Here is a 20,413-nt window from a genome sequence, read left to right on the forward strand (position 1 = left end):
TTGTCCACAGCCTTGCCAACAATTTCTGTGGATATCTTCGTGGGCTAAAACAACTCGTGCTGACCAGACACCAGCGTCTGAAAGTCGCTTTGCAGAAGCGGCAAGATTGCATCGGCAATAGGCTGCAATTGCCGCATCAGATAGTGATCGTAGTCAATGGCCGACTGCAAGGTTTCAAGCGGCTCCGGTCCCGCACTCGTCATCACATAGCTGATCCAGCCGCCGCGTTGATACTGCAACGGCCGGCCGCGCTCGCGGTTGAACTCATCAGCCATGCGAGCCGCGCGGACATGCGGCGGCACGTTGCGCTCATACGCATCCAGTGGCCGGCGCAGGCGCTTCCTATACACGAGCAACTCGTCGAATTCGCCGCTCAGCGTGCGCCGCACGTAGTCGCGTACATAATCCTGGTACGGTTCACCCTTGAAGATTCGCAAATAGAGTTCTCGCTGGAACCGCTGTGCGAGCGGAGTCCAGTCACTGCGAACGGTTTCGAGTCCCTTATAGACCACCTCTTCGCTACCGTCGGGCAAAAGGCTAAGACCCGCATAACGTTTCTTGCTGCCTTCTTCCGCGCCGCGAATGGTCGGCATGAAAAACCGCCGATAGTGTCGTTCGAATTGCAACTCCAGCGCGCTCTCCAGCGCAAAGCGTTCTCGCACATCATCCTGCCACCACGCGTTCACGTGCTCGACAAGCGCGCCGCCAATACGCGCCGCTTCTTCCTCGCTGCGAGCGTGCTTGAGCCACACGAACGTGGAATCCGTATCGCCGTAAATCACTTCGTAGCCTTCGGCTTCAATCAACTCACGCGTCTTGCGCATGATTTCATGACCGCGCATGGTGATCGACGACGCCAGGCGAGGGTCGAAGAAGCGGCATCCCGTTGAACCCAGCACGCCATAAAACGCGTTCATGATGATCTTCAACGCTTGCGAGAGCGGCTTGTTATGCTCGCGCTTGGCTTCCTCGCGTCCTTTCCAGACCTGATCGACAATGGCCGGCAGACTATGCCGCGTGCGTGAGAAACGTGCGCCGAGAAAACCCGGCACCGAGTGCTCGTCATCGGGATGCCGCAGACCATCGACCAATCCAACGGGATCGATAAGGAAGGTGCGAATGATCGATGGGTACAGGCTTTTATAGTCGAGAACCAGAACGGAATCGTAAAGACCCGGCCGCGAATTCATTACGAATCCGCCGGGACTTGCCGCACCGGCGACATCGCCAAGATTGGGCGCGACGAAACCTTGCCGATGCATCCGCGGCATATACAAGTGCGTAAAAGCGGCCACGGATCCACCGCTGCGGTCCGCGGGAAGACCCGTGACCGTCGCGCGCTCGAGGAGGAACGGCAGCAGTTCCGTCTTCGCAAAGACCCGCGTGACCAGCTCGCAATCCTTCAGGTTGTAGCGTGCGAGAGCGGGCTTGTCTTCATCGAAGCGACGCTGGATTTCGTCCATTCGCTGGTACGGATTATCGATGGCCTTGCCTTCGCCGAGCACGCTCTGCGCGACATACTCGAGGCTGAACGAAGGGAAGCTCCATGTTGCCGACCGAAGCGCTTCAATGCCATCGATCAGCAATCGTCCCGCTGCGCCCGCGAAGAAATGGTTTTGAGTAAGACCATGCTGCCGCCATTCCATTACGCTCCCGCCGCGACCTAGCCGCAGTGGAATCTGATACAGCTGCGAGTGCTCCTGCAATACGCGTAAATCGAACTGAACCAGGTTCCAGCCGATGATCGCATCGGGATCATGCTTCTCAAGCCACTCGTTGAGTTTTTCCAGCAGGAGAGCGCGGCTTTCGCAGTATTCAAGCTTGAAGTCGATGCCACTGCTATCTCCGTTGGGCGGTCCCAGCATATAAACCTGGCGTTCGCCGCAGCCTTCGAGGGCGATGGAATACAACTCCGTTTTCGCGCTGGTTTCTATATCGAGCGACACCAGTTTCAACCTCGGCCGATAACCCGACACGGGTTTCAACTCGCTGTTCAGCAGCGGACCGTCTCCATGAGACTCGCCGTTGAACACAACTGGCGCTGTGATAAAGCGCTCCATCATGTAGCGGTCCGGCGGAAAGACATCAGCTTCGTACACATCGACGCCGCCTTGCTTCAAGCGCCTCTCCAGCCCCGTCAATTGCCGATACTGCTGACAATACAGGCCCAACACCGGCCGATGGTTGAAATCAACGAGATCCAGCGGGCGCAATTCCACCTGCTTCTCGCGCTGCAAGACGGTTTCAGCGCGCTCGCGGTGTTCGGCTGGAATGAACGCCACCGAGTCCTGCGGGCGCAAACGCAGGTGGCAGGGACCGTCGTCCGTCGCCAGCCAGAATTCGACCTCCGTCCCATCGGCGGTGTCCCGCCAATGACGCGTCAAAATAAAACCTTGTTGATGCCCGGCCAGATGCCCACCTTGGAAAACGTGTGTCCAGTATGGATTTTAGTGGGTGCGCGACTTTCCTGTTCGATTTGCCGTTTCCCACGCTCGGTCTCAGCATCCCAGCGTAAGCCAATCCTTCCGATCGATATGAAATCGCATCCTCTATCCATAGAATAATTGCTGCGTTTGCGATGCCTGTCTCGCCGCCTACCATGCAAGGTCAATTTTCACGTGGTCGCCTCAAGCGACCGCGCAGCAAGAGCGGACCCTTCTACGGGCCGCTCGACCTTCGACAGGAATCCGGTTAGATGAACGCAAGACTTCTCGCGCTCGTGGGCGCGACGGCCCTTAGTGCCAGTTTCGTACTGAGTGGCTGCAGCAAATCCGACTCAGCTTCGCCTCAGCAACAGACCTCAGCCAAGCCGGTTTCGGGCGGCGCGCTTACGTGGGGTGTAACGACAGAACCGGCGTGCTTCGATCCTCACCGTTCATCGCAACAAAACGCGTTCTGGGTGATCCGCAATTTCATCGATTCATTGATCAGCAAGAAAACCGACGGCACCTACGCACCGTGGCTGGCCAAGTCCTGGACGGTCGCCGATGACGGCAAAAGCTACACGTTCACGCTGCGCGACGACGTGAAATTCACCGATGGCACACCGTTCAACGCGGCAGCGGTCAAGGCCAACTTCGATTACATCCTGAGCAATGTCAGCACGACTTCGGCATCGGCGTCGCTACTGGTTCATTTTGACCACGCGGAGGTTGTGTCGCCGACGGTGGTCAAGCTCGTCATGAAGCAGGCCGATTCAACGACACTCGAATCGCTGTCGAGCGTGAAGCTCGGTTTTATCTCGCCGAAGGCGTTGGCTGAAAACAAGGATCTGTGCGGCGGCGGACCCGGCCTAGTCGGGACCGGACCCTTCGTATTCAAGTCATATCAGCGTGGCCAGGCGGCGGTTTTCGAACGCAACCCGGACTACCAGTGGGGACCCGGCAACGCACAGCATCAGGGCCCGGCTTATCTTGATCGCGTTACCTACCGCTTCCTTCCGGAAGCGGCCGTACGCACGGGCGCACTTAGTTCAGGACAAGTCGACTTGATCGAAGGCGTACAACCTACGGATATCACCGTATTCGATAAGGTCGATGGATTTCAGTACCTGACCGGCCCGTCGGCGACGACCTCGTTCTCGCTCAACGTCAACTACACCGTCGCCCCGGCTAACGACGTACGCGTGCGGCGCGCGTTGCGCGACGGCTTCGATCTCGATGGGATCGTGAAGAGCGTCTATCTGGGCACGGTGCGGCGCGCGTATTCGAACATTGGACCGGACAACGCGGACTATGACGCTAGTCTCAAGGGATCGTGGGGCAACAAGATCGCCGAGGCTAACAAGCTGCTCGACGATGCCGGCTGGACCCAGCGTGACAGTGACGGCTTTCGTACACGCGAGGGCAAGCGGCTCTCCATTGAAGTCGGCTATCCGCAGCCCTACGTTCGCGACAGCCGAGACGTGCTGATTCGCGCGGTGCAGTCCGCGCTGCGTCAGAACATCGGGCTCGATCTCGGCTTGCGCATCACCACGGCGGGCGACTTCACCAACCAGAAAGCGACCGGCAACTGGACCATCTATCCGAACACCGACAACCCGTCGGACGTCGCCATGGAGCTATGGGACATGCTGGGTGACCAGGGCTTCCTCTACAACGCCATCAAGAATCCCGACGCAACCATAGTCGACGATATCAACCATAGCCGCCTCCTGCCGGTAGGCGAAGAGCGCCGCAAGCTGCTTGCCAAGATCCAGACGCGCGCGGTGGATCAGGCGTTTATCGTGCCGCTCTTCGCGCCGGCATATCACCTGGCCGCGAAGTCGAACGTGCATGGCATCGGCTTCGAACCGCAACTGGATGGCCCGGCGAGTTCTTACGACCTTTGGGTCGAGGCACAAGCAAAGCAGGGAGGCTGACATGCTTCAAAAGATCGTCACGCGCTTGCTGACCGGCGTGCTCGTGCTGTGGCTTGCGGCCACGGCGGCGTTCGTGGCTATTCACGCACTGCCGGGACGTATCGAAGATGTGCTTGCAGGGGATCTGGCCTATCCCGGCTTACGCGAAGCGATCGCAGCGCAATGGGGACTCGATCGCAGTCTTCCATGGCAGTACGGGCAATTCCTGTTGCGGCTGGCCCATGCAGACCTGGGTACGTCGTTCGTGATGCAACAACCTGTGGGCGCCGTTCTGGGTAGCCAGCTTTTGCCCACAGCGGAGCTGGCGGGATCGGCCGGCCTGCTAGCAATCGTATTGGCGATCCTGATCGCCACGCTGACTGCCGGGTCGGCATCGAGACAGGGTGCGTGGGGCACTCGTATTGCGTCGGTGCTTGAACTCACGTTCACTTCCACACCGGTGTTCTGGCTGGGCATGTTGTTGCTGATCGTCTTCTCGTTCCAGTTGCATATCTTCCCGGTGTCGGGTGCAAGCAGTTGGCGTTCGCTAGTGCTGCCCGCAGTCACGCTGGCGTTGCCGACGGCGGGGATCCTGTCGCAAGTGATGCGCGAGGCGCTCGAGGCGGCGCTGGAAAAGCCCTTCGTCACCACGATCCGTTCGCGAGGCGTAGGCGAACTCGCACTACGCTTTCGACACGTTCTCCGGCATGCATTGCTGCCGGTCGTGACACTGGGCGGCTGGCTCATCGGCAGCTTGCTTGGCGGCGCGGTGATCACCGAAAAAATGTTCGGGCGGCCCGGCATCGGCAGCGTGACGCTCAATGCGGTCACCGCGCAGGACGTGCCGGTCGTACTTGCCGTGGTACTGCTTGCGGCCTTCGTCCACGTGGTGATTTCGACGCTGCTCGACGTCGCCTATCTGTTCATCGATCCAAGGTTGCGCAGCCAATGAGCGAGATCATTTCTCCGGCCCGGGCCCCGGCCGCCAAGCGGTCTTCAGAGTGGTCGATACAAGCCATTCCCCCAAGCGTATTGCTTGCAGGGGTCTTCCTGGTGGTGCTGGCCGTTGCCATCGCTTATCCGCCTCTCGTCACGCACTTCGATCCGCTCACAAGCGACATCGCGCAGACGTTACAGCCGCCCGGCGCGCAGCACTGGTTTGGCACCGACCGTATTGGCCGCGATGTTTTCTCGCGAGTGATCTACGGGGCGCGTTATTCGCTGCTGATCGGCCTTGCCAGCATGCTTGTTAGTCTAGCAATCGGTCTCGTGATCGGCATGACGGCGGGCCTGGGAAAACGTCTGACCGATGAATCAGCCTCACGCGTGTTCGACGTCCTCTCGGCGTTTCCTCCCATCTTGTTGTCGTTGTTCGTCGTCACGTTTCTTGGTCAAGGCATCGTCAATATCGCGATCGCGGTGGGCATCGCAGGCATTCCGAAATTCGGGCGGGTGCTACGCAGCCAGACACTGGTGGTGCGGCGCGCCGACTATGTCGCGCACGCGGTGAGCTATGGGCTCTCGCGCAGCCGCGTCTTCCTGCGGCATGTGCTGCCCAATGTGCTTGTCGTCGTGCCGGTGATAGCGACTATCGACATTGGGAGCGCGATCATAGCGGTATCGGGCTTGAGTTTCCTTGGGCTAGGGCCGCAGCCGCCGACGCCCGAATGGGGCGTCATGCTCGCCGAAGGCCGCGACGTGCTACGGGTCGCGTGGTGGCCGAGCGTATTCCCCGGGCTCGCGATTACGCTGACTGTCATCGCGTTTTCGGTGATCGGCAAGTTTTTGCAACGCAAGGTCGAGGGACGAACGCGATGACAGGCACCGTGCAAGACCCAAAAACACTAGTCGATATCCGCGGCCTGACCATTCGCTTTCCAGGCGCTAACGGCGGCGAGCCGCTGGTGCGCGGTGTCGATCTTTCCATCCATGCCGGCGAGTGTGTTGCGCTGGTGGGCGAGTCGGGGTCGGGCAAGAGTTTGACGGCGCGCTCGCTGCTCGGCCTGGCCGGACCGCATGCAGTGATCGATGCCAGCCAGTTTGATATCGATGGACGACAAGCGCTGAACTTCAACGAACATGATTGGCGCTCGCTGCGTGGGACCTTCGCGGGATTGGTGATGCAGGACGCGCTCGTGTCGCTTGATCCTCTGCGCACGGTGGGTGCGGAGATAGGCGAGGTGCTGGTGCATCATCGGCTCGTGCGGTCGCGGCGTGAACGCCGGGGGCGGGTTCACGCAGTGATGCAGGACGTTGGTATTGCCGAGCCGGAACATCGCGGGACTCAGTATGCGCACGAATTGTCCGGAGGTTTGCGGCAGCGTGCGTTGATCGCCTCGGCCATAGCGGCGGGACCGGCGCTCGTAATCGCGGACGAGCCTACCACGGCACTCGATGTAACGGTGCAGGCGCAGGTATTGGCCGTTCTTGCGGCACGTCTTGAACAGGGCGTGGGTGTGCTTCTGATCAGCCACGATTTAGCGGTGGTAGCCGGCATTGCTGATCGTGTGCTCGTGATGCATAACGGTGAAGTGGTCGACAGTGGCACTGCAGAGAGCGTGCTGAACAACCCCTCGCATCCGTACACGCGGCAGTTGCTGGCTGCACAACCGTCGGCGCAGTCGCGAGGGCATCGGCTGAGTTCCGCGCGATTCGTGACGACGGTGGCTGCTCATATCCAAGCCGATGATGACAATACAGCCGCTAACGCGCCGCTGATCGTGCGCGAGCCGCTGCCGCCGCGACGTGCTCGCTCACAAAAGGTCGTACTGCGCGTCGATGGCATCGGCAAGCACTATTCGCGTCGTGGTGCACACCGCGGTGAAACTTTTACTGCGCTGCAGGACATCTCGTTCACCGTGCACGAAGGGGAGGTGCTAGGTATTGTCGGTGAGTCCGGTTCTGGCAAAAGCACCTGCGCGAACATTGTCCTGGGCCTGGTCGAGCCGGATGCCGGCAACGTTGAGTTTCTCGATACGCGTTGGAACGGCAAGGGAGTCTCCGAGCGCTCGCGCCGCGACTTGCGGCCGCGTCTCCAATACATTCCGCAAGACCCGCTCAGTTCCTTCGACCCACGTCATTCAGTGCGCCAGTTGCTCGAAGAAGCGTTGTGGTCGAAGCGATTATCCAGGTCGGAGCTACTGGAGAAAAGCGTCGGACTGCTTGAACAGGTCGGACTCGATGCTGCGTTTCTCGACCGCCGTCCCACGTCGCTATCGGGTGGCCAGCGGCAGCGCATTGCAATCGCACGCGCGCTCGCTCCGGAGCCCGCGCTGATCGTCTGCGATGAGCCTGTGTCTGCGCTCGATGTCTATGTCCAGGCACAGGTGCTCGATTTGCTGGCAGAGTTGCAGGGACGGTTGCATACGTCGTTGCTGTTCATCTCGCACGATCTTGACGTCGTGCGTCATCTCAGCGATCGGGTGCTGGTTTTCAAGGACGGCCGTATTGTTGAAGAAGGTGAGGCTGAACGCGTGTTCGCATCGCCGGAGCATCCGTACACGAAGCTCTTGATGCTGTCGACGCCGGCACTTCGGCGTTCATATCCTGATGACAAGGTCAGAACCGAAGGTCCGGTAACAGAGCGCGAACTGTCCTGATAGCGATCGGGCGTGTGTTCATATTGAACCCGCCTGACCCGTCCGCTCAGGCTGCAACTGTATTGGCCTTCTCCGCCGAGTATCGGTTAACAGGCCGCGTGAGGCCAAGATTCGCACGCAGCGTGTGGCCCTCATACTCCGTGCGAAACAGTCCACGGCGACGCAACTCCGGCAGCACCAGTTCGATGAAATCCGTCAGGCTGCCCGGCAGAACCGCGGGCATGACGTTATAGCCGTCGGCTCCATAGTGCACGAAGCGTTCTTCCAGTTGATCCGCGATCTGCTCAGGTGTTCCGACCACCTGCCAATGTCCGCGTGCGCCCGCCACGCGTAGATACAGCTGTCGAATCGTCAGGTTCTCGCGCCGCGCCAATTCGAGCGTGAGCAATTGACGGCTCTTGCTCGCATTCGTTTCAGGCAGTTCAGGGATAGGACCGTCGAGCGGGTAAGCCGACAAGTCGAAACCACCAGTCAGGCCCGATACCAACGCGAGTCCCACCGCCGGGTCGATCAGCGATTGCAAATGCTCGAACTTCTCGCGCGCCTCGCTTTCGGTGCGTCCGACGATGGGCATGACGCCGGGCATTATCTTCAGGTCATCGGGATGACGCCCATGCTGTTCGAGGCGGCCTTTGACATCGGCATAAAAATCGATCGCGTCCTGAAGGGTTTGCTGCGCCGTGAAGATGACCTCTGCGGTACGGGCAGCCAGCGCCCGGCCGGCTTCCGATGAACCCGCCTGGACGACCACCGGTTGACCTTGAGGCGAGCGCGCTACGTTCAAAGGCCCCTTGACCTGGAAAAAGCGTCCCTTGTGATCGAGGACATGACGCTTGGCGGGATCGAAGAAGCGGCCTTGCTCTTTGTCGCGCAAGAATGCATCGTCCTCCCAACTATCCCAAAGCCGGTCGACAACATCCGCAAACTCGGTCGCCCGCTCATAGCGTTCTCCATGCTCGAAATGCCGGTCCCGATTAAAGTTCTTCGCCTCATGCTCATTCGACGATGTAACGAGGTTCCATCCCGCGCGACCGCCGCTGATATGGTCGAGCGACGCGAACTTGCGCGCGATGTGATACGGCTCGTTGAAGCTGGTCGACGCCGTGCCGACCAGGCCGATGTCTTCCGTCACGGCAGCCAGTGCGGACAGCAGCGTGATCGGCTCGAACTGAGCGATATAGCTGTGCGCGGTGCGGCTCAGGAAGTCCAGGTTATCGCCTCGGGTGCCCACGCCATCGGCGAGAAACAGCAGGTCGAATTTAGCCGCTTGCGCCGCCTGGGCGAGTTGCACGTAGTGCCGAAAATTGATTCCCGCGTCCGCCTGTGCATCCGGATGCCGCCACGCGGCAATGTGATGTCCTGCAGGATAAAGAAAGGCGCCTAGGCGCAGTTGTCCAGTTCGCTTGGCCATGGTGTGTGGGATCGTCGGGATGCTGCGTGAAAGGGGACACCGGCATGCGTGAGTGCGCTTGGTGCAGGTGCACGTTCAGGCGCTTTTGCGCCATAAGCTCTGGTTCTCGGGACGCGCCAGACCGAGATGCTCGCGCAGCGTCGTGCCTTCGTAGCCGGTGCGAAAGATGCCGCGCCGGCGAAGGATTGGAACGACGCCATCAACGAAGTCCTGCAATCCACCCGGCAAGGTATCGGGCATGAGGTTGAAGCCATCGGCGGCCCCGGCCTTGAACCAGCGTTCGATGTCATCGGCTATCTGTTCGGGCGTACCCACGATGACGCGATGACCCCCGCCTCCGGCAAGCGCCCGGATGAGTTGACGCACGGTATAGCCGTGCTGCCGGGCTTGTGCCAGCGTAGCGTGAAAGAACGTATGGTTGCCGTTGCCCTGGCCGGGTAAGGTCAAGTTGTCCGGCAGTTGTTCGTCCAGCTTCAGACGATCCGGTGTCACGCCGAGGGTGCCGGCCAGCCGGGTGACGCTATAGCTCCACGGAATCAGGTCCACCAGTTCATCGCGGCGACGCAAGGCTTCGGCTTCCGTTGCGCCGATGATCGTGGTCAATCCCGCCAGCACCTTCACAGCGTCGGGACCACGTCCAAAGGCCGCTGCCCGGGCTTTCAGATCGCGTCCATACGCTAGCGACTCATCGAACGATTGCGAGGCCGAGAACACTGCTTCGGCATGCCGTGCGGCCAGCTCGCGGCCATCGCCCGAAGCGCCGGCTTGCACCAGCACCGGATGTCCTTGCGGGGAACGTGGCACATTCAACGGACCCTGCACCGAGAAATGTGTGCCTCGATGCGAGACGGGATGAACCTTGGACGTATCGACGAATAGTCCGTTCGTTTTATCGCCGATAACCGCACCGTCCTCCCAGCTGTCCCAGAGCGCCTTGACGACGCTGGTAAATTCCGCCGCACGTGCGTAGCGCTCGGCGTGATCGGGCACCGCATCGCGCCCGAAATTGCGCGCCGAGCCCAGGTCCGCCGTGGTCACGACGTTCCAGCCTGCACGGCCGCCGCTGACATGGTCGAGCGTGGCGAAACGGCGCGCGATGTTGTACGGCTCGTTGTAACTCGTGGAAGCAGTGCCGATCACTCCAATATGCGAAGTCGCTGCCGCGATGCTGGCAAGCAGGATGGTCGGCTCGAGCGCGGTGATCGGGCGAAAGTCGATCTGGTCGGCGATCGAGGCGTTATCGGCGAGGAACACGGCGTCGAAGCCGGCCGCTTCCGCAATCTGCGCGACCCGCACGTAGTGACGAACGTCGATGAACGCTTGAGGATCGGCATCGGCCAGGCGCCATGCAGAGGGAACGAAACCCGAATGCAGGATATTGACGTTGAGATGAAGTTGTCGGGGCGGCGTGTTGGGAGGTTGGGTCATCTTGCTCTAGCGCTTAATAGCTGAAATCAGCTGACATTGGCTGACTTTGAATTCTTGATCGGACAGCCGCGCAAAGCGACGAATAAATCTGCCGATCGATATACGTCAGAGCACTAAAGAACTAAACCGCATTCGCTTCACGGCGTGAAGAACAAGGCTCAGGAAACCCGGCGTGCGCATATGGTTAGCACCTATCGTTCGTTGCCGGTGGCTTGGCGTGGCACTTATCCTCATAGGCTCGCACCTGTTCAAATTGTGGAGAAGTGAATGACGACGTCAGCACCGGCGGACGCTGCGCTTTACGCGCGTTTCGCGGAGATATTCGAGCATATCGGCGAAGGGACCATAGAACGTGAGCAGGGCCGTGAACTCGCTCGCGATGCCGTCCAGAGTTTGAAAGACAGCGGCTTTACCGCCTTGCGGGTACCGCGCGAATATGGCGGCAGTGGAGTCTCCTTACCGCAGTATTTCCGTCTCCTGACGCGTCTGGGCGAAGCCGATTCGAACCTGCCGCAGATCATTCGCGCGCATTCCGGTTTCATCGAGCAACAACTGGAAACCGGCGATGACGCAACACGCGAGCGCTGGCTGGGTCGTATTGCGAAAGGTGAGACGATTGGAGCGGCTACCTCGGAGCGCACCGGTTCCACGCACAATAGCGTGACCGTCACGCCCGACGCGGACACGGGCTTTGTTCTGCTGAACGGCGAGAAGTACTACAGCACGGGCACGCTCTATTCGGAATGGATCAACGTGGCCGCCCACGATGCGCAGACCGATCTCCACGTGCTGGTTCGAAGCGATGCACCGGGCGCGGCGCGCACTGACGACTGGGACGGTTTCGGCCAGCGTCTGACCGCTAGCGGTACAACACGTTTCGATAACGTGCGCGTGCCTGTCGATCAGATCCTGTCGCGCTACAAGGCGTCGGAGCCGCGCCGTAATTCCTTCCTGACCGCGTTCTACCAGACCGTGCACCTGGCGACGCTCGCCGGTATTGCACGCGCGGTATTGCGCGATGGCGTGGCGTTCGTTCAGGGCCGTACCCGCACGTTTGGCGTGGCGGGGCAGTCGAGTCCGCGTGACAACCCGCTGGTGCATCGCGTAGTGGGGCGCCTCGCGAGTCTCGCGTACTCGGCTGAGGCGCTGGTCGAGTCGGTAGCCGCAGCGCTCGACCGGGTGCATCAGGCGCGCAACGCGGGCGAGGCGACGACAGCGGACTACATTGACGTCGATATCCAGGCTTACCAGGCGCAGCAGATCGTGCTCGAGCAGGTGCTCGAGGCGGCCACGCTGCTATTCGAAGTAGGCGGCGCGTCGGCGACGAGCGAAGCACGCCGGCTTGATCGCCACTGGCGCAATGCACGCGTCATTGCTTCGCACAATCCGGCGATCCAGCGTGAGGCTGCGGTCGGCAATTATCATCTGAATGGGACGGGGCCCGAGGAACGGTTCAGTCTTTCTCATTCCGCTGCGGATACGGCTGCGACCGCCTTCAAACAAGGCGCGGTGCAGGGAGGGGAGGCGGTCATTCAGGACGATGCATTTGCCAGGACTGGCAGGTAAAGCGCAGGTCGGGGTCTAAGGGCCTCGATCGTCGCTGTCGCGCTACCGTGTGTTGGCACGCAAAAAGTTACTGCGGGGCGTGGCCAGTGATGGCCACGCCCCGGCGTCATCCGTATGACGGATAAAAACCAGCCGCCGTGACGGCCGGATCAAACTCAGGCCGGCACGATGTTCGATGCCTGCTTGCCCTTCGGCCCCTGTTTTACCTCAAACGTTACCTTCTGATTTTCCTGAAGGCTTTTGAAGCCTTCTGCCTTGATTTCCGAAAAGTGAGCGAACAGATCTTCGCCGCCGTCATCGGGTGTGATGAAGCCGAAGCCTTTTGCATCGTTGAACCATTTGACCGTACCGGTTGCCATGAGCGTATCCAAAATTTAGAGCTAACGAGTGAGAATAAAACCAGAGCGCCGAGCCGCGTCGCATTGCATTGTTGTGACAAGACTTCTCTAAGTCCATGAGCGCGTCCGTAACAAACAGTCGCTGCGGCGATATGCGCTTTTGGAATTATGGCGAATCAATTGTACGCCGCGCCAATAATTATTGAAGCTTTCCAAACCGGAAAAGCTGCATTGCTTGCGGATTACGAAATTCAGTCACTTATGGGCGCGCGAAGCGCCCAAATAATGGGCCATGAAAGGCTTCGTGGCGCCTATCCAGTGTTGTCTGGACAAAGGGATTTCCCTGATTGGCCGAACGAGCGGTCGCTGAATAGGGGCGGAAATGCGCTGGGCGATCGCTTTATGAACGTCCTATAGCGTGTTGATAATGGAGTGTCGCTGGTTTGGAAGTAATTTTATCCGCCAGGATTTCGCTTCCGGCGCCATGCCTGGCCGACTTTACCGGATCAATTCTAAATTAACTGGGATTGGCGCTTTTACTGCAACGAGAATCGCTATTGCACGGCTTTTCCAAGCGGCTTGCGGGATCGTGAGGCCTCTTGTGGCCAGACTAACGCGTTGCCACGGCAGATCGCGTCAGTGAAGGCGGCAATGCTCGTGCGCAGCAGGTATTGCGGTTCATGAATGCCATGGGAAAGGGGTTGTCGCGGCTCGTACGAGCGAAAAGTTGGATGCGGAGCGCTCCACTGGCAGAATGCGCTGCGCGGGTACTAGAACAAGACGATATCGTCTAAAACCTGCGGACAATTCCCCCACTCATGTGTTGCGGATCGCGTAAGCGCTGCGAGCAGCGTAGTGGTGTTGTGATGTGAGTCAGCGCACGGATACCTCTGCCGCCAACCGGCGAGAACTTTAAAATTGAAAGAAGAAACATGAAAAGAATGCTTATGACCGGCGCAGTTTTGTTTTTCTCGTCGACCTTGGCAATAGCCTCTGACTGGGTCCAGGTCTTTGCGAACCCGGCGGAGGCCATAAGCGTTGATTCAGACTCCATTACTCGGAGCGGTGACAGTGTCAACGCGTGGACTCAGACGGTCCTGGCGGTAGAGACGGACGTGCAGCTCGGACGTCCCGCGAAGGCGGTCAAGACGCAATACATCGCGGACTGTAAGGGTAGAACACTGCTCGTGAATGCGCTGATTTTTTACGATGCGCAAGGCAATATCCTTGCTTCTCTGCCACCGGAGCAAGACGCGCCGGCGGTTGTCGTCCCGGGTACGGGCGGAGAGTTCATTCTGCGTGCAGTGTGCAATAAGGGTTGAGGATAGATGTGTGGTTGGCCGGTCGCTTTTCCCTTACCCACAACCAAAATTGCGCCTGAGATGCTGGTGCACATCCCGTCATACTCGCAGCACTCAAGACTAAACACCCGGCAAGCTGTTTTGTTTTCATGCTGACTTTCTTTATCGATTTTGGTCTGCTTGTCAGTGGTTACGAAGCGAATTATGCGAGCCCAAAGTGCTTGAAAATTGGGTCCTTGCGGGTCGCGGCCATCTTACGAATCCCAATACCCCGGACATCGCCGATCTATACGCTTCGATACGAAACACTTTCGTGGCTGATACCTGTTAAACAAGTCGTGAACGCATTGAGATGATGGGTTTCACGGAGTGGATCTGTCCGTAAGCCGTTTCTTATCGCGCGAAGTGGGTGCGGATGCAGGCTTGCCGCGCCGCGTCAGTAAGCGCACCATCGGCAGCACCGGCAGACGAAAGCGAGCCGCTTCGGACCGCACGATCAGGTAGGTTGTCATGAAGGAAAATGCCAATATCGCGAAAGCCAGAAGGTCCTACGCCAGGCTCATGGCTGCCGCAAGCAAGTCCGACGATCCAAGGCTTGAGCGTGTTTTCGAGCTCGTGCCTCGCGAGGCGTTCCTGCCGCCTGGTCCGTGGAAGATCATGGTGGACAACGAGTACTTCGAAACCCCAAGCGCGGACCCTGTCCATCTCTACCAGAACGCCCTGGTTGCGCTCGATGCAACCAAGGGAATCAACAATGGCGAGCCGTTCCTTCACGCAGCATGGCTCGGCGCCGCCGCGCCGCAACGCGGCGACGTGGTTTGCCATATTGGCGCCGGTTCGGGTTATTACACGGCTATTCTTTCCGTGCTAGCTCTACCTGGCGGTCGCGTGGAGGCGTTCGAAATCGAACCGGGATTGTTCGAGGCGGCGCGCAAGAACTTGCAAGCGTTCGAGGGCATAACCCTGACGCTAGGCGACGCAACCAAGCTGCCTTTGCCCGCGTCGGATCTGATTTATGTGAACGCAGGGGTCCTGGCCCCGCCGCGTTCGTGGCTTCAGGCGTTGCGTCCGGGCGGGCGCCTGATTTTTCCGTGGCGCCCGTCTGATGATGTCGGACTAACCCTGCTGATCACGCGAACGGACACGGGTTTTGAAGCGAAACCACTCATGCGCTCGTGGTTTATTCCTTGCGTTGGCGGAGCATCGACTGCGGATGGATTCGTGAATCCGCCGGATCTCGCCACGGCATGGTCCGTCAGGTCGGCGTGGCTGAGCTCAGAGCGTGCACCGGACAAGACAGCGGTGGTCGCTTACGAGCACGTCTGGTTTTCTTCATCGGCTTTGCGGTGATGAGCTTACCTGGTGGCACGCATCAATGCGATGTCAACGCGATGTATAAGCAAGCAGGCTGCCGTCCTGAAGCACCCGCTCGAGATGCCGCGCGATGTCGGGTGCGCCGGTCATTTCGCCGAAGCTTCCGCGTGTCATCGGACCGAAGGCCAGCAAGCCCGGCGACACCTCGCCGTCCGCATTCCTGAGCTGGCTCCGCAGGTCGGTATCGAGTCCGATCCGCACCGCATCCAGCCGCGCGAGTCCTGCCTCCAGCAGTGACTTCACGAGCGGATTCCGGTCTATATCGCGGGCCGGTCCGGTACAGAAAACCACCGCATCGAAAGCCTGCGTTTCGTGCGCGCCGCCCGGACGCCGCAGGCTGGCGCTCAAGCGCCCCGCCATGGGGCTGATCCCCACAATACCCGCCGTGGCAACGCTCATCTGACCGCTCTCGATGGCCCGCTCGATAGCCGCATGAATTTGCGGCGCGATGCGAAAGCGATGCACGTCCCAGAACGGCAGCAGCCTCTTCACCACACGGTTTTGTTCGCGGGCTGGCAACGCGTTCCAGATCCGGGGAAGATCGAAACGCAGGGCGTCGGCGGCGGGTTGCCAGCCGATGCGCGCCCCGTCGCGCGCGATCCTCTGCCTGAGCTTGCGCACGAGTTCACGGGCGCTGGCGGATGGGCCGGCGTTATCGAGGAAATCGGCGGCATCGGAGAAAACGCCGTGTGGCTGGGCGCGCAAACCTCGTCGAGAAATCGCCGTGATGCGGCCGGTATGCGCGCGCTCAATCAGCGTTACCGCGACGTCCGCCATCGTCAGGCCGGTGCCGACCAGCAGCACCGACGCGTCCGGCGGGATTGCCTGCAACGCGTCCGTTGCCCACGGATGCGTGATCAGTCGCGGATCATGCAAAGCCTGTTCGTCGATGACCCCGGGCGGTTTCGAAGGCGTATGGCCGAAACATAGCGCAACGCGATGTGCATCGAGATATGAACCGTCGTCCAGCGTGACCACAAAACCTGATTCGATCTTGCGCACACCGGTGGCGCTTGCTCGCCGATGCTGCACACGCACCTGCGAGGCCGCGTCAGCGACGACATCGTCAAGGGTCGCCGCGACATACTCGCCGTATCGCGCGCGCGACACGTAGTAGCTGCCCTGGCCATCGCTGCTGCCGGCATCGATTGCGTCGTGCGCCTTGAGCCAGCGCGTGGCATGCGCGGAGTCGCCGGCGAACAGGCTCATCCGGTCGCTCGGTACGTTGATCCGATGCAGCGGGTCCGACGTTCCATAGGCGATACCCCGGCCGAGTTCCGCCGACGGCTCCACAATGGTGAAGTCGAGATCGACACCAGCCGGGCAGGCACGAATGGCATGAATAACGAATGCGACGCCAGTGAAGCCGCCACCGATCACGACGATGTTCAACGGGGTATGTTCGGAAGTATTCAAGAGAGTGCTCATGATGCTGGAGCGTCGAGGATACCTCAGCCAATACGCCGGGTGAATGTCGCGCAAAGCATGAAATTCGCTAAGCTTGTGAGAATTGGTGGGATTGAACCGAGGGCACGTTAGTGACGCGGGTGCGATGACGTCGTCATGCCTACACGAAAACTGGTTGCAAGAAGCGTGGTTGTTTATATCGGAATGCTAACTAATGGTGAGAAAAAATTCAACCACATTTGGCAACGCTATCCGTGCTGGAATTCCAGGGCGGCTTGTACGATCGGCCGCGCCCATTGCGGCGTGGCGCTTAACGCGGCCGCATCATCCTGATCGGGAAACATCACCTGAGCGCTAGCCATCTCAAGCAACAGCACGGGATCGGGAATGTCCTGCCCCGGAGCGGCGTCGACGCTATTGTCGAAGACCTGCAGACGACTGAGAGAGGGCAACAGCTTGATCAGGTTTGCGCGGGAGGTGACCCAGCGCTCGCGAATCTTGTTCTCAGGGATTGCGTGACCTTTGTTGGCGACGCGCAACCGCACGCGCTCTAAATGTTGTTCAATCGACGAAAGTCCGCAGAACAGTATGACGACATCATGAGTAAGCGTTGCGCTGGCCAGCATGCCAGGAATAGTTCTGCCACCCAAGGTAGTTTCGAACGCGTAGTTTTTGCCGTCGGCGATGGCCGCTTCAAGCTGGGCACGGCCAGTTTCCCATGCACGGCTGTTTGCTTCGGCGGGAGTCATGTTGAATTGAGCGGTCAGCTCGCGCGCAAGGCTATCGGGGTTGAACCAGGTGAGGCCATGGTCGGCCAGCATGGCGCCGCCGACTGAGCTTTTGCCGGCGCCATTGACGCCGGCAAGGACGAAGATGAAAGGTCGCGCTGCTGTACTGCTTGCGGGCATCAATAAGACGCACCGGCCTTGGGCCGTTTCTTCAATACACCCTTCGCGTCGAGCAGCGCATCGAGTTTCCGGGAGGCGTCGGGTTGCTGCAGCACCGCGAGGCGCGCATTAAATCGGTGTGTCAGTTCATCCAGCGCGGTTTGCTCGCGCGCCTTCATCGCCTGAATCTCTTCAGTGAGCTGCTGGTAAGTTTTTGCGTCGACCAACACCATTTCGACCGCCGAGTGATTCGTGACGGCCACACTGCCTGACTGACGTACCAGGCGCACCATATCCGCCCACTTGTTTTTAACCTGGGAGGCGTTCTGGCGCGGCAGTTCCTGAATGTTCGGCAGTTCGGTAAGCATGATGTTATTGCCTGCAAATGGCTCAATAGCCTCATTATGGCAATAATAGCCAATTTGTCAAATTTGGACTTATTTGACCACGGCACTCGGAGCAAGCGGAAAATTGTTCAGTTTTTGCGAGTGTTCATAAAAAATGAACAGACCAAATACTTGAACAACCGGGTGATCTATCTGCGACGCCCGTAATACGCGACCGGTTGATCGTGAACATGCTTCAAGGCAAGGTTCAGCAAGACAACGCCTATAGCCGGCTCGACGGTTATCTTGCCGAGTTCGAGACAGGACTGGCGCTCGCGTGACAACGCCCTTACTTCACAGGGTCCCGTCGAAACGATGCACCCGTATGCTCATCCGGCAACTTCGCGCCGCGGTTGAATAACTTCTCGCGCAGGGTTCCGTCGGCGTAAGCGGTCTTGTACACACCGCGCGCCTGCAACTCCGGAATCACGAGGTCGATGAAGTCCTCGTAACTTTCGGGCGTCACGGTACGCGTCAGATTAAAACCATCGACGCCGGCTTCATCCATCCAGGATTCCAGCGCGTCAGCCACTTGCACCGGATCGCCGACGATGGTCGTAAACCGCCCGCCGAGTTTCAACTGATCGAGCAGGCGCCGCACGGTCCAGCCGGATTGTCCGTCCGTCACGCGCTGCACCGACGACTCTATGCCGCGGCTCTTGTGACCACCCGGCGGTTCGAGTTCATCGTCGAGACCGAACTTCGAATAATCGATACCACTGCCCGCCGCAAAGTGAGCAAGTCCCGCTTCGGCGCTCGCATGGCTCGCGTACTCGGCGAACTTCTCCTCGGCCTCGGCCGTCGTGCGTCCCACCACCACAGTGACGCCCATGAAAACCTTGAGACCCTCAGGGTCCCGGCCTGCCTCAGCCGCTTGCTTGCGTAATGCATCGACGAGCTTGCGCGTGCCTGCCTTGCTCTGGCTCGATACGAACACGCACTCGGCATGACGGATCGCAAACGCCTGACCCCGACCCGACGAACCCGCCTGGAATAACACAGGCGTGCGTTGCGGCGAGGGCTCGGACAAGTGATAGCCCTCCACGTCGTAGTAGCGGCCGTGATGATTGACCTTGTGGATCTTCTGCGGGTCCGCGAATACGCGTGCGCTGCGGTCACGCACGACGGCGTCGTCTTCCCAACTGCCTTCCCAGAGCTTGTACGTGACGTCGAGATATTCGTCTGCACGGTCGTAGCGTTCGTCGTGTGCAATCTGCTCGGTGAGGCCCATCGCGCGCGCGGCGCTGTCGAGATAACCGGTCACAATATTCCAGCCGATCCGCCCCTCGGTAAGATGATCGAGCGTGGAAAAACGTCGGGCCAGAAGATAGGGCGCTTCGTAAGTCAGGTTCACCGTGACGCCGAAACCAAGATGTTGCGTGACCGCCGCCATGGCGGAAACCAGCATCAGGGGATCATTGACGGGTAACTGTATGGATTCCTTCAGCGTCAGGTCGACCGACGCCTGATAAACGTCATACGTCCCCACTATGTCCGCAATGAAAAGTCCGTCGAACAGTCCGCGTTCAAGTAATTTCGCGAGATCCGTCCAGTATGAAAGCTTTCGGTAATCTTCTGACTGGTCTCGCGGATGCGTCCACAGACCATGATTGATGTGGCCGACACAGTTCATATTGAACGCGTTCAGGAGGATCTTTTTCTTGCTCATGGGAGTGGTGCGCGAGGGGTGGGGCTGAAGAAGGGGAGCGAACGAAGCCAACGAAAACCGCTTACATAAAGCACTTTTAGCCGCGTTTCAACGATAAAGGCAGCAGGAATGCTTACACAGTTTCAGCGTGTCGCAAACTATTGAATTCGCATTTGCATTCCATGACACCCGAGTTTGTCGCGGTGCGTGGCGCGCAGAAGAACGAAATCGCCGGCGGTGAGAAGAGCAAACCCGGAGCAAACCCGGAACAAGCCCGCTGCCTATCCGCAAGAAAACGGATTTGCCTCTAGCGTGCGTGTCCGGTAAGGTGACGCTTCCGCCATGCAAACCGCATGGGCAGTGCGTCGTACCCATCTTTGAGAAAACAGAAATGAACAAGCAAGAACTCGTTGACGCCGTGGCGTCCGCCACTGGCACGAGCAAAGCCGCGGCGGCTGAAGCTATCGATGCATTTATCTCCACCGTCACGCAAGCCGTTGTCAGCGGCGACAGCGTTCAGTTCGTCGGCTTCGGCACCTTCAGCACCGGCGCACGCGCCGCGCGTACGGGCCGCAATCCGAAGACTGGCGACACCATCCAGATCGCTGCCGCAAAGACGGTCAAGTTTACCGCCGGTAAAGCGTTCAAAGATCTCGTCAATCAGTAAGAATGACGAACGCGTCCTTGCAGCATGTGCGGGCAAGGACGCAGTCGAGCGGCGCTTAAACT

16 protein-coding genes are annotated in these 20,413 nt (G+C 59.5%); 8 read left to right on the top strand and 8 right to left on the bottom strand.

Going from position 1 to position 20,413, the window contains the following annotated elements; genetic code table 11:
* Nucleotides 1-44: 44 nt before the first annotated feature.
* On the bottom strand, nucleotides 45-2,411 hold the full coding sequence (locus FH08_RS0101290; RefSeq protein WP_031356576.1) for a DNA polymerase II: 2,367 nt from the start codon (nucleotides 2,409-2,411) through the stop codon (nucleotides 45-47).
* 284 nt (nucleotides 2,412-2,695) lie between these two features.
* Here FH08_RS0101290 and FH08_RS0101295 point away from each other — a divergent pair, with 284 nt between their 5' ends.
* The 4 genes from FH08_RS0101295 to FH08_RS0101310 are packed head-to-tail and all read left to right on the top strand — an operon-like array spanning nucleotide 2,696 to nucleotide 7,938.
* Entirely contained in the window at nucleotides 2,696-4,360 is a 1,665-nt protein-coding gene (locus tag FH08_RS0101295) for an ABC transporter substrate-binding protein (RefSeq protein WP_031356577.1), read from the top strand.
* Between the two features lies 1 nt (nucleotide 4,361).
* Complete coding sequence (locus FH08_RS0101300; protein ID WP_031356578.1) at nucleotides 4,362-5,291, top strand: ABC transporter permease; 930 nt, start codon at nucleotides 4,362-4,364, stop codon at nucleotides 5,289-5,291.
* Entirely contained in the window at nucleotides 5,288-6,157 is an 870-nt protein-coding gene (locus FH08_RS0101305) for an ABC transporter permease (RefSeq protein WP_031356579.1), read from the top strand. Before FH08_RS0101300 ends, FH08_RS0101305 begins: the two co-directional genes overlap by 4 nt.
* Before the next feature lie 8 nt (nucleotides 6,158-6,165).
* Nucleotides 6,166-7,938 (top strand): dipeptide ABC transporter ATP-binding protein, encoded by a 1,773-nt coding sequence (locus tag FH08_RS0101310; RefSeq protein WP_235210256.1) that lies wholly within the window; start codon nucleotides 6,166-6,168, stop codon nucleotides 7,936-7,938.
* Nucleotides 7,939-7,984: 46 nt separating this feature from the next.
* Here the strand turns inward: FH08_RS0101310 and FH08_RS0101315 are convergent, their stop codons facing one another.
* Together FH08_RS0101315 and FH08_RS0101320 are read right to left on the bottom strand one after the other, a co-directional pair.
* Nucleotides 7,985-9,349 (bottom strand): LLM class flavin-dependent oxidoreductase, encoded by a 1,365-nt coding sequence (locus tag FH08_RS0101315; RefSeq protein ID WP_031356581.1) that lies wholly within the window; start codon nucleotides 9,347-9,349, stop codon nucleotides 7,985-7,987.
* Nucleotides 9,350-9,424: 75 nt separating this feature from the next.
* Nucleotides 9,425-10,777 carry an LLM class flavin-dependent oxidoreductase gene (locus tag FH08_RS0101320; protein WP_031356582.1) on the bottom strand — a complete coding sequence of 451 codons (1,353 nt, stop codon included), beginning with the start codon at nucleotides 10,775-10,777 and terminating at the stop codon, nucleotides 9,425-9,427.
* A 267-nt stretch (nucleotides 10,778-11,044) separates the two neighbouring features.
* Between FH08_RS0101320 and FH08_RS0101325 the strand changes: the two genes are divergently transcribed.
* Entirely contained in the window at nucleotides 11,045-12,343 is a 1,299-nt protein-coding gene (locus FH08_RS0101325; RefSeq protein WP_081889321.1) for an acyl-CoA dehydrogenase family protein, read from the top strand.
* Between the two features lie 155 nt (nucleotides 12,344-12,498).
* On the opposite strand, the gene FH08_RS0101330 is transcribed toward FH08_RS0101325, so the two are convergent.
* Nucleotides 12,499-12,702 carry a cold-shock protein gene (locus tag FH08_RS0101330; RefSeq protein ID WP_031356584.1) on the bottom strand — a complete coding sequence of 68 codons (204 nt, stop codon included), beginning with the start codon at nucleotides 12,700-12,702 and terminating at the stop codon, nucleotides 12,499-12,501.
* A 911-nt stretch (nucleotides 12,703-13,613) separates the two neighbouring features.
* On the opposite strand from FH08_RS0101330, the gene FH08_RS0101340 reads away from it, so the two are divergent.
* Together FH08_RS0101340 and FH08_RS0101350 are read left to right on the top strand one after the other, a co-directional pair.
* Nucleotides 13,614-14,003 (top strand): surface-adhesin E family protein, encoded by a 390-nt coding sequence (locus FH08_RS0101340; RefSeq protein ID WP_031356586.1) that lies wholly within the window; start codon nucleotides 13,614-13,616, stop codon nucleotides 14,001-14,003.
* Nucleotides 14,004-14,543: 540 nt separating this feature from the next.
* The gene (locus FH08_RS0101350; RefSeq protein WP_200878697.1) at nucleotides 14,544-15,332 is read left to right on the top strand and encodes a protein-L-isoaspartate O-methyltransferase family protein; all 789 of its coding nucleotides are present in this window, start codon (nucleotides 14,544-14,546) and stop codon (nucleotides 15,330-15,332) included.
* A gap of 33 nt (nucleotides 15,333-15,365) precedes the next feature.
* Here the strand turns inward: FH08_RS0101350 and FH08_RS0101355 are convergent, their stop codons facing one another.
* From FH08_RS0101355 to FH08_RS0101375, 4 genes are all read right to left on the bottom strand, one after another.
* Nucleotides 15,366-16,772 carry an FAD/NAD(P)-binding protein gene (locus FH08_RS0101355; RefSeq protein ID WP_031356588.1) on the bottom strand — a complete coding sequence of 469 codons (1,407 nt, stop codon included), beginning with the start codon at nucleotides 16,770-16,772 and terminating at the stop codon, nucleotides 15,366-15,368.
* Nucleotides 16,773-17,011: 239 nt separating this feature from the next.
* Nucleotides 17,012-17,584: a hypothetical protein gene (locus FH08_RS0101360; RefSeq protein WP_235210257.1), complete on the bottom strand. Its 573-nt coding sequence runs from the start codon at nucleotides 17,582-17,584 to the stop codon at nucleotides 17,012-17,014.
* Between the two features lie 86 nt (nucleotides 17,585-17,670).
* Nucleotides 17,671-18,018 (bottom strand): type II toxin-antitoxin system prevent-host-death family antitoxin, encoded by a 348-nt coding sequence (locus FH08_RS0101365; RefSeq protein ID WP_031356590.1) that lies wholly within the window; start codon nucleotides 18,016-18,018, stop codon nucleotides 17,671-17,673.
* Nucleotides 18,019-18,325: 307 nt separating this feature from the next.
* A complete protein-coding gene (locus FH08_RS0101375) occupies nucleotides 18,326-19,705 on the bottom strand; it encodes an LLM class flavin-dependent oxidoreductase (protein ID WP_031356591.1) in 1,380 nt (459 codons plus the stop codon).
* A 352-nt stretch (nucleotides 19,706-20,057) separates the two neighbouring features.
* Here FH08_RS0101375 and FH08_RS0101380 point away from each other — a divergent pair, with 352 nt between their 5' ends.
* On the top strand, nucleotides 20,058-20,351 hold the full coding sequence (locus FH08_RS0101380; RefSeq protein WP_256983027.1) for an HU family DNA-binding protein: 294 nt from the start codon (nucleotides 20,058-20,060) through the stop codon (nucleotides 20,349-20,351).
* The last annotated feature ends 62 nt before the right edge of the window (nucleotides 20,352-20,413 follow it).

The organism is Caballeronia sordidicola, assembly GCF_000729995.1.
GTDB classification, from domain to species: Bacteria; Pseudomonadota; Gammaproteobacteria; order Burkholderiales; family Burkholderiaceae; genus Caballeronia; species Caballeronia sordidicola_A.

Bases quoted from the DNA above. Each gene is read 5' to 3' on its own strand.
- FH08_RS0101295 (WP_031356577.1), top strand. From the start codon at position 2,696: ATGAACGCAAGACTTCTCGCGCTCGTGGGCGCGACGGCCCTTAGTGCC.
- FH08_RS0101300 (WP_031356578.1), top strand. From the start codon at position 4,362: ATGCTTCAAAAGATCGTCACGCGCTTGCTGACCGGCGTGCTCGTGCTG.
- FH08_RS0101305 (WP_031356579.1), top strand. From the start codon at position 5,288: ATGAGCGAGATCATTTCTCCGGCCCGGGCCCCGGCCGCCAAGCGGTCT.
- FH08_RS0101315 (WP_031356581.1), bottom strand. From the start codon at position 9,349: ATGGCCAAGCGAACTGGACAACTGCGCCTAGGCGCCTTTCTTTATCCT.
- FH08_RS0101320 (WP_031356582.1), bottom strand. From the start codon at position 10,777: ATGACCCAACCTCCCAACACGCCGCCCCGACAACTTCATCTCAACGTC.
- FH08_RS0101325 (WP_081889321.1), top strand. From the start codon at position 11,045: ATGACGACGTCAGCACCGGCGGACGCTGCGCTTTACGCGCGTTTCGCG.
- FH08_RS0101330 (WP_031356584.1), bottom strand. From the start codon at position 12,702: ATGGCAACCGGTACGGTCAAATGGTTCAACGATGCAAAAGGCTTCGGC.
- FH08_RS0101340 (WP_031356586.1), top strand. From the start codon at position 13,614: ATGAAAAGAATGCTTATGACCGGCGCAGTTTTGTTTTTCTCGTCGACC.
- FH08_RS0101350 (WP_200878697.1), top strand. From the start codon at position 14,544: ATGGCTGCCGCAAGCAAGTCCGACGATCCAAGGCTTGAGCGTGTTTTC.
- FH08_RS0101360 (WP_235210257.1), bottom strand. From the start codon at position 17,584: ATGCTGGCCGACCATGGCCTCACCTGGTTCAACCCCGATAGCCTTGCG.
- FH08_RS0101365 (WP_031356590.1), bottom strand. From the start codon at position 18,018: ATGCTTACCGAACTGCCGAACATTCAGGAACTGCCGCGCCAGAACGCC.
- FH08_RS0101375 (WP_031356591.1), bottom strand. From the start codon at position 19,705: ATGAGCAAGAAAAAGATCCTCCTGAACGCGTTCAATATGAACTGTGTC.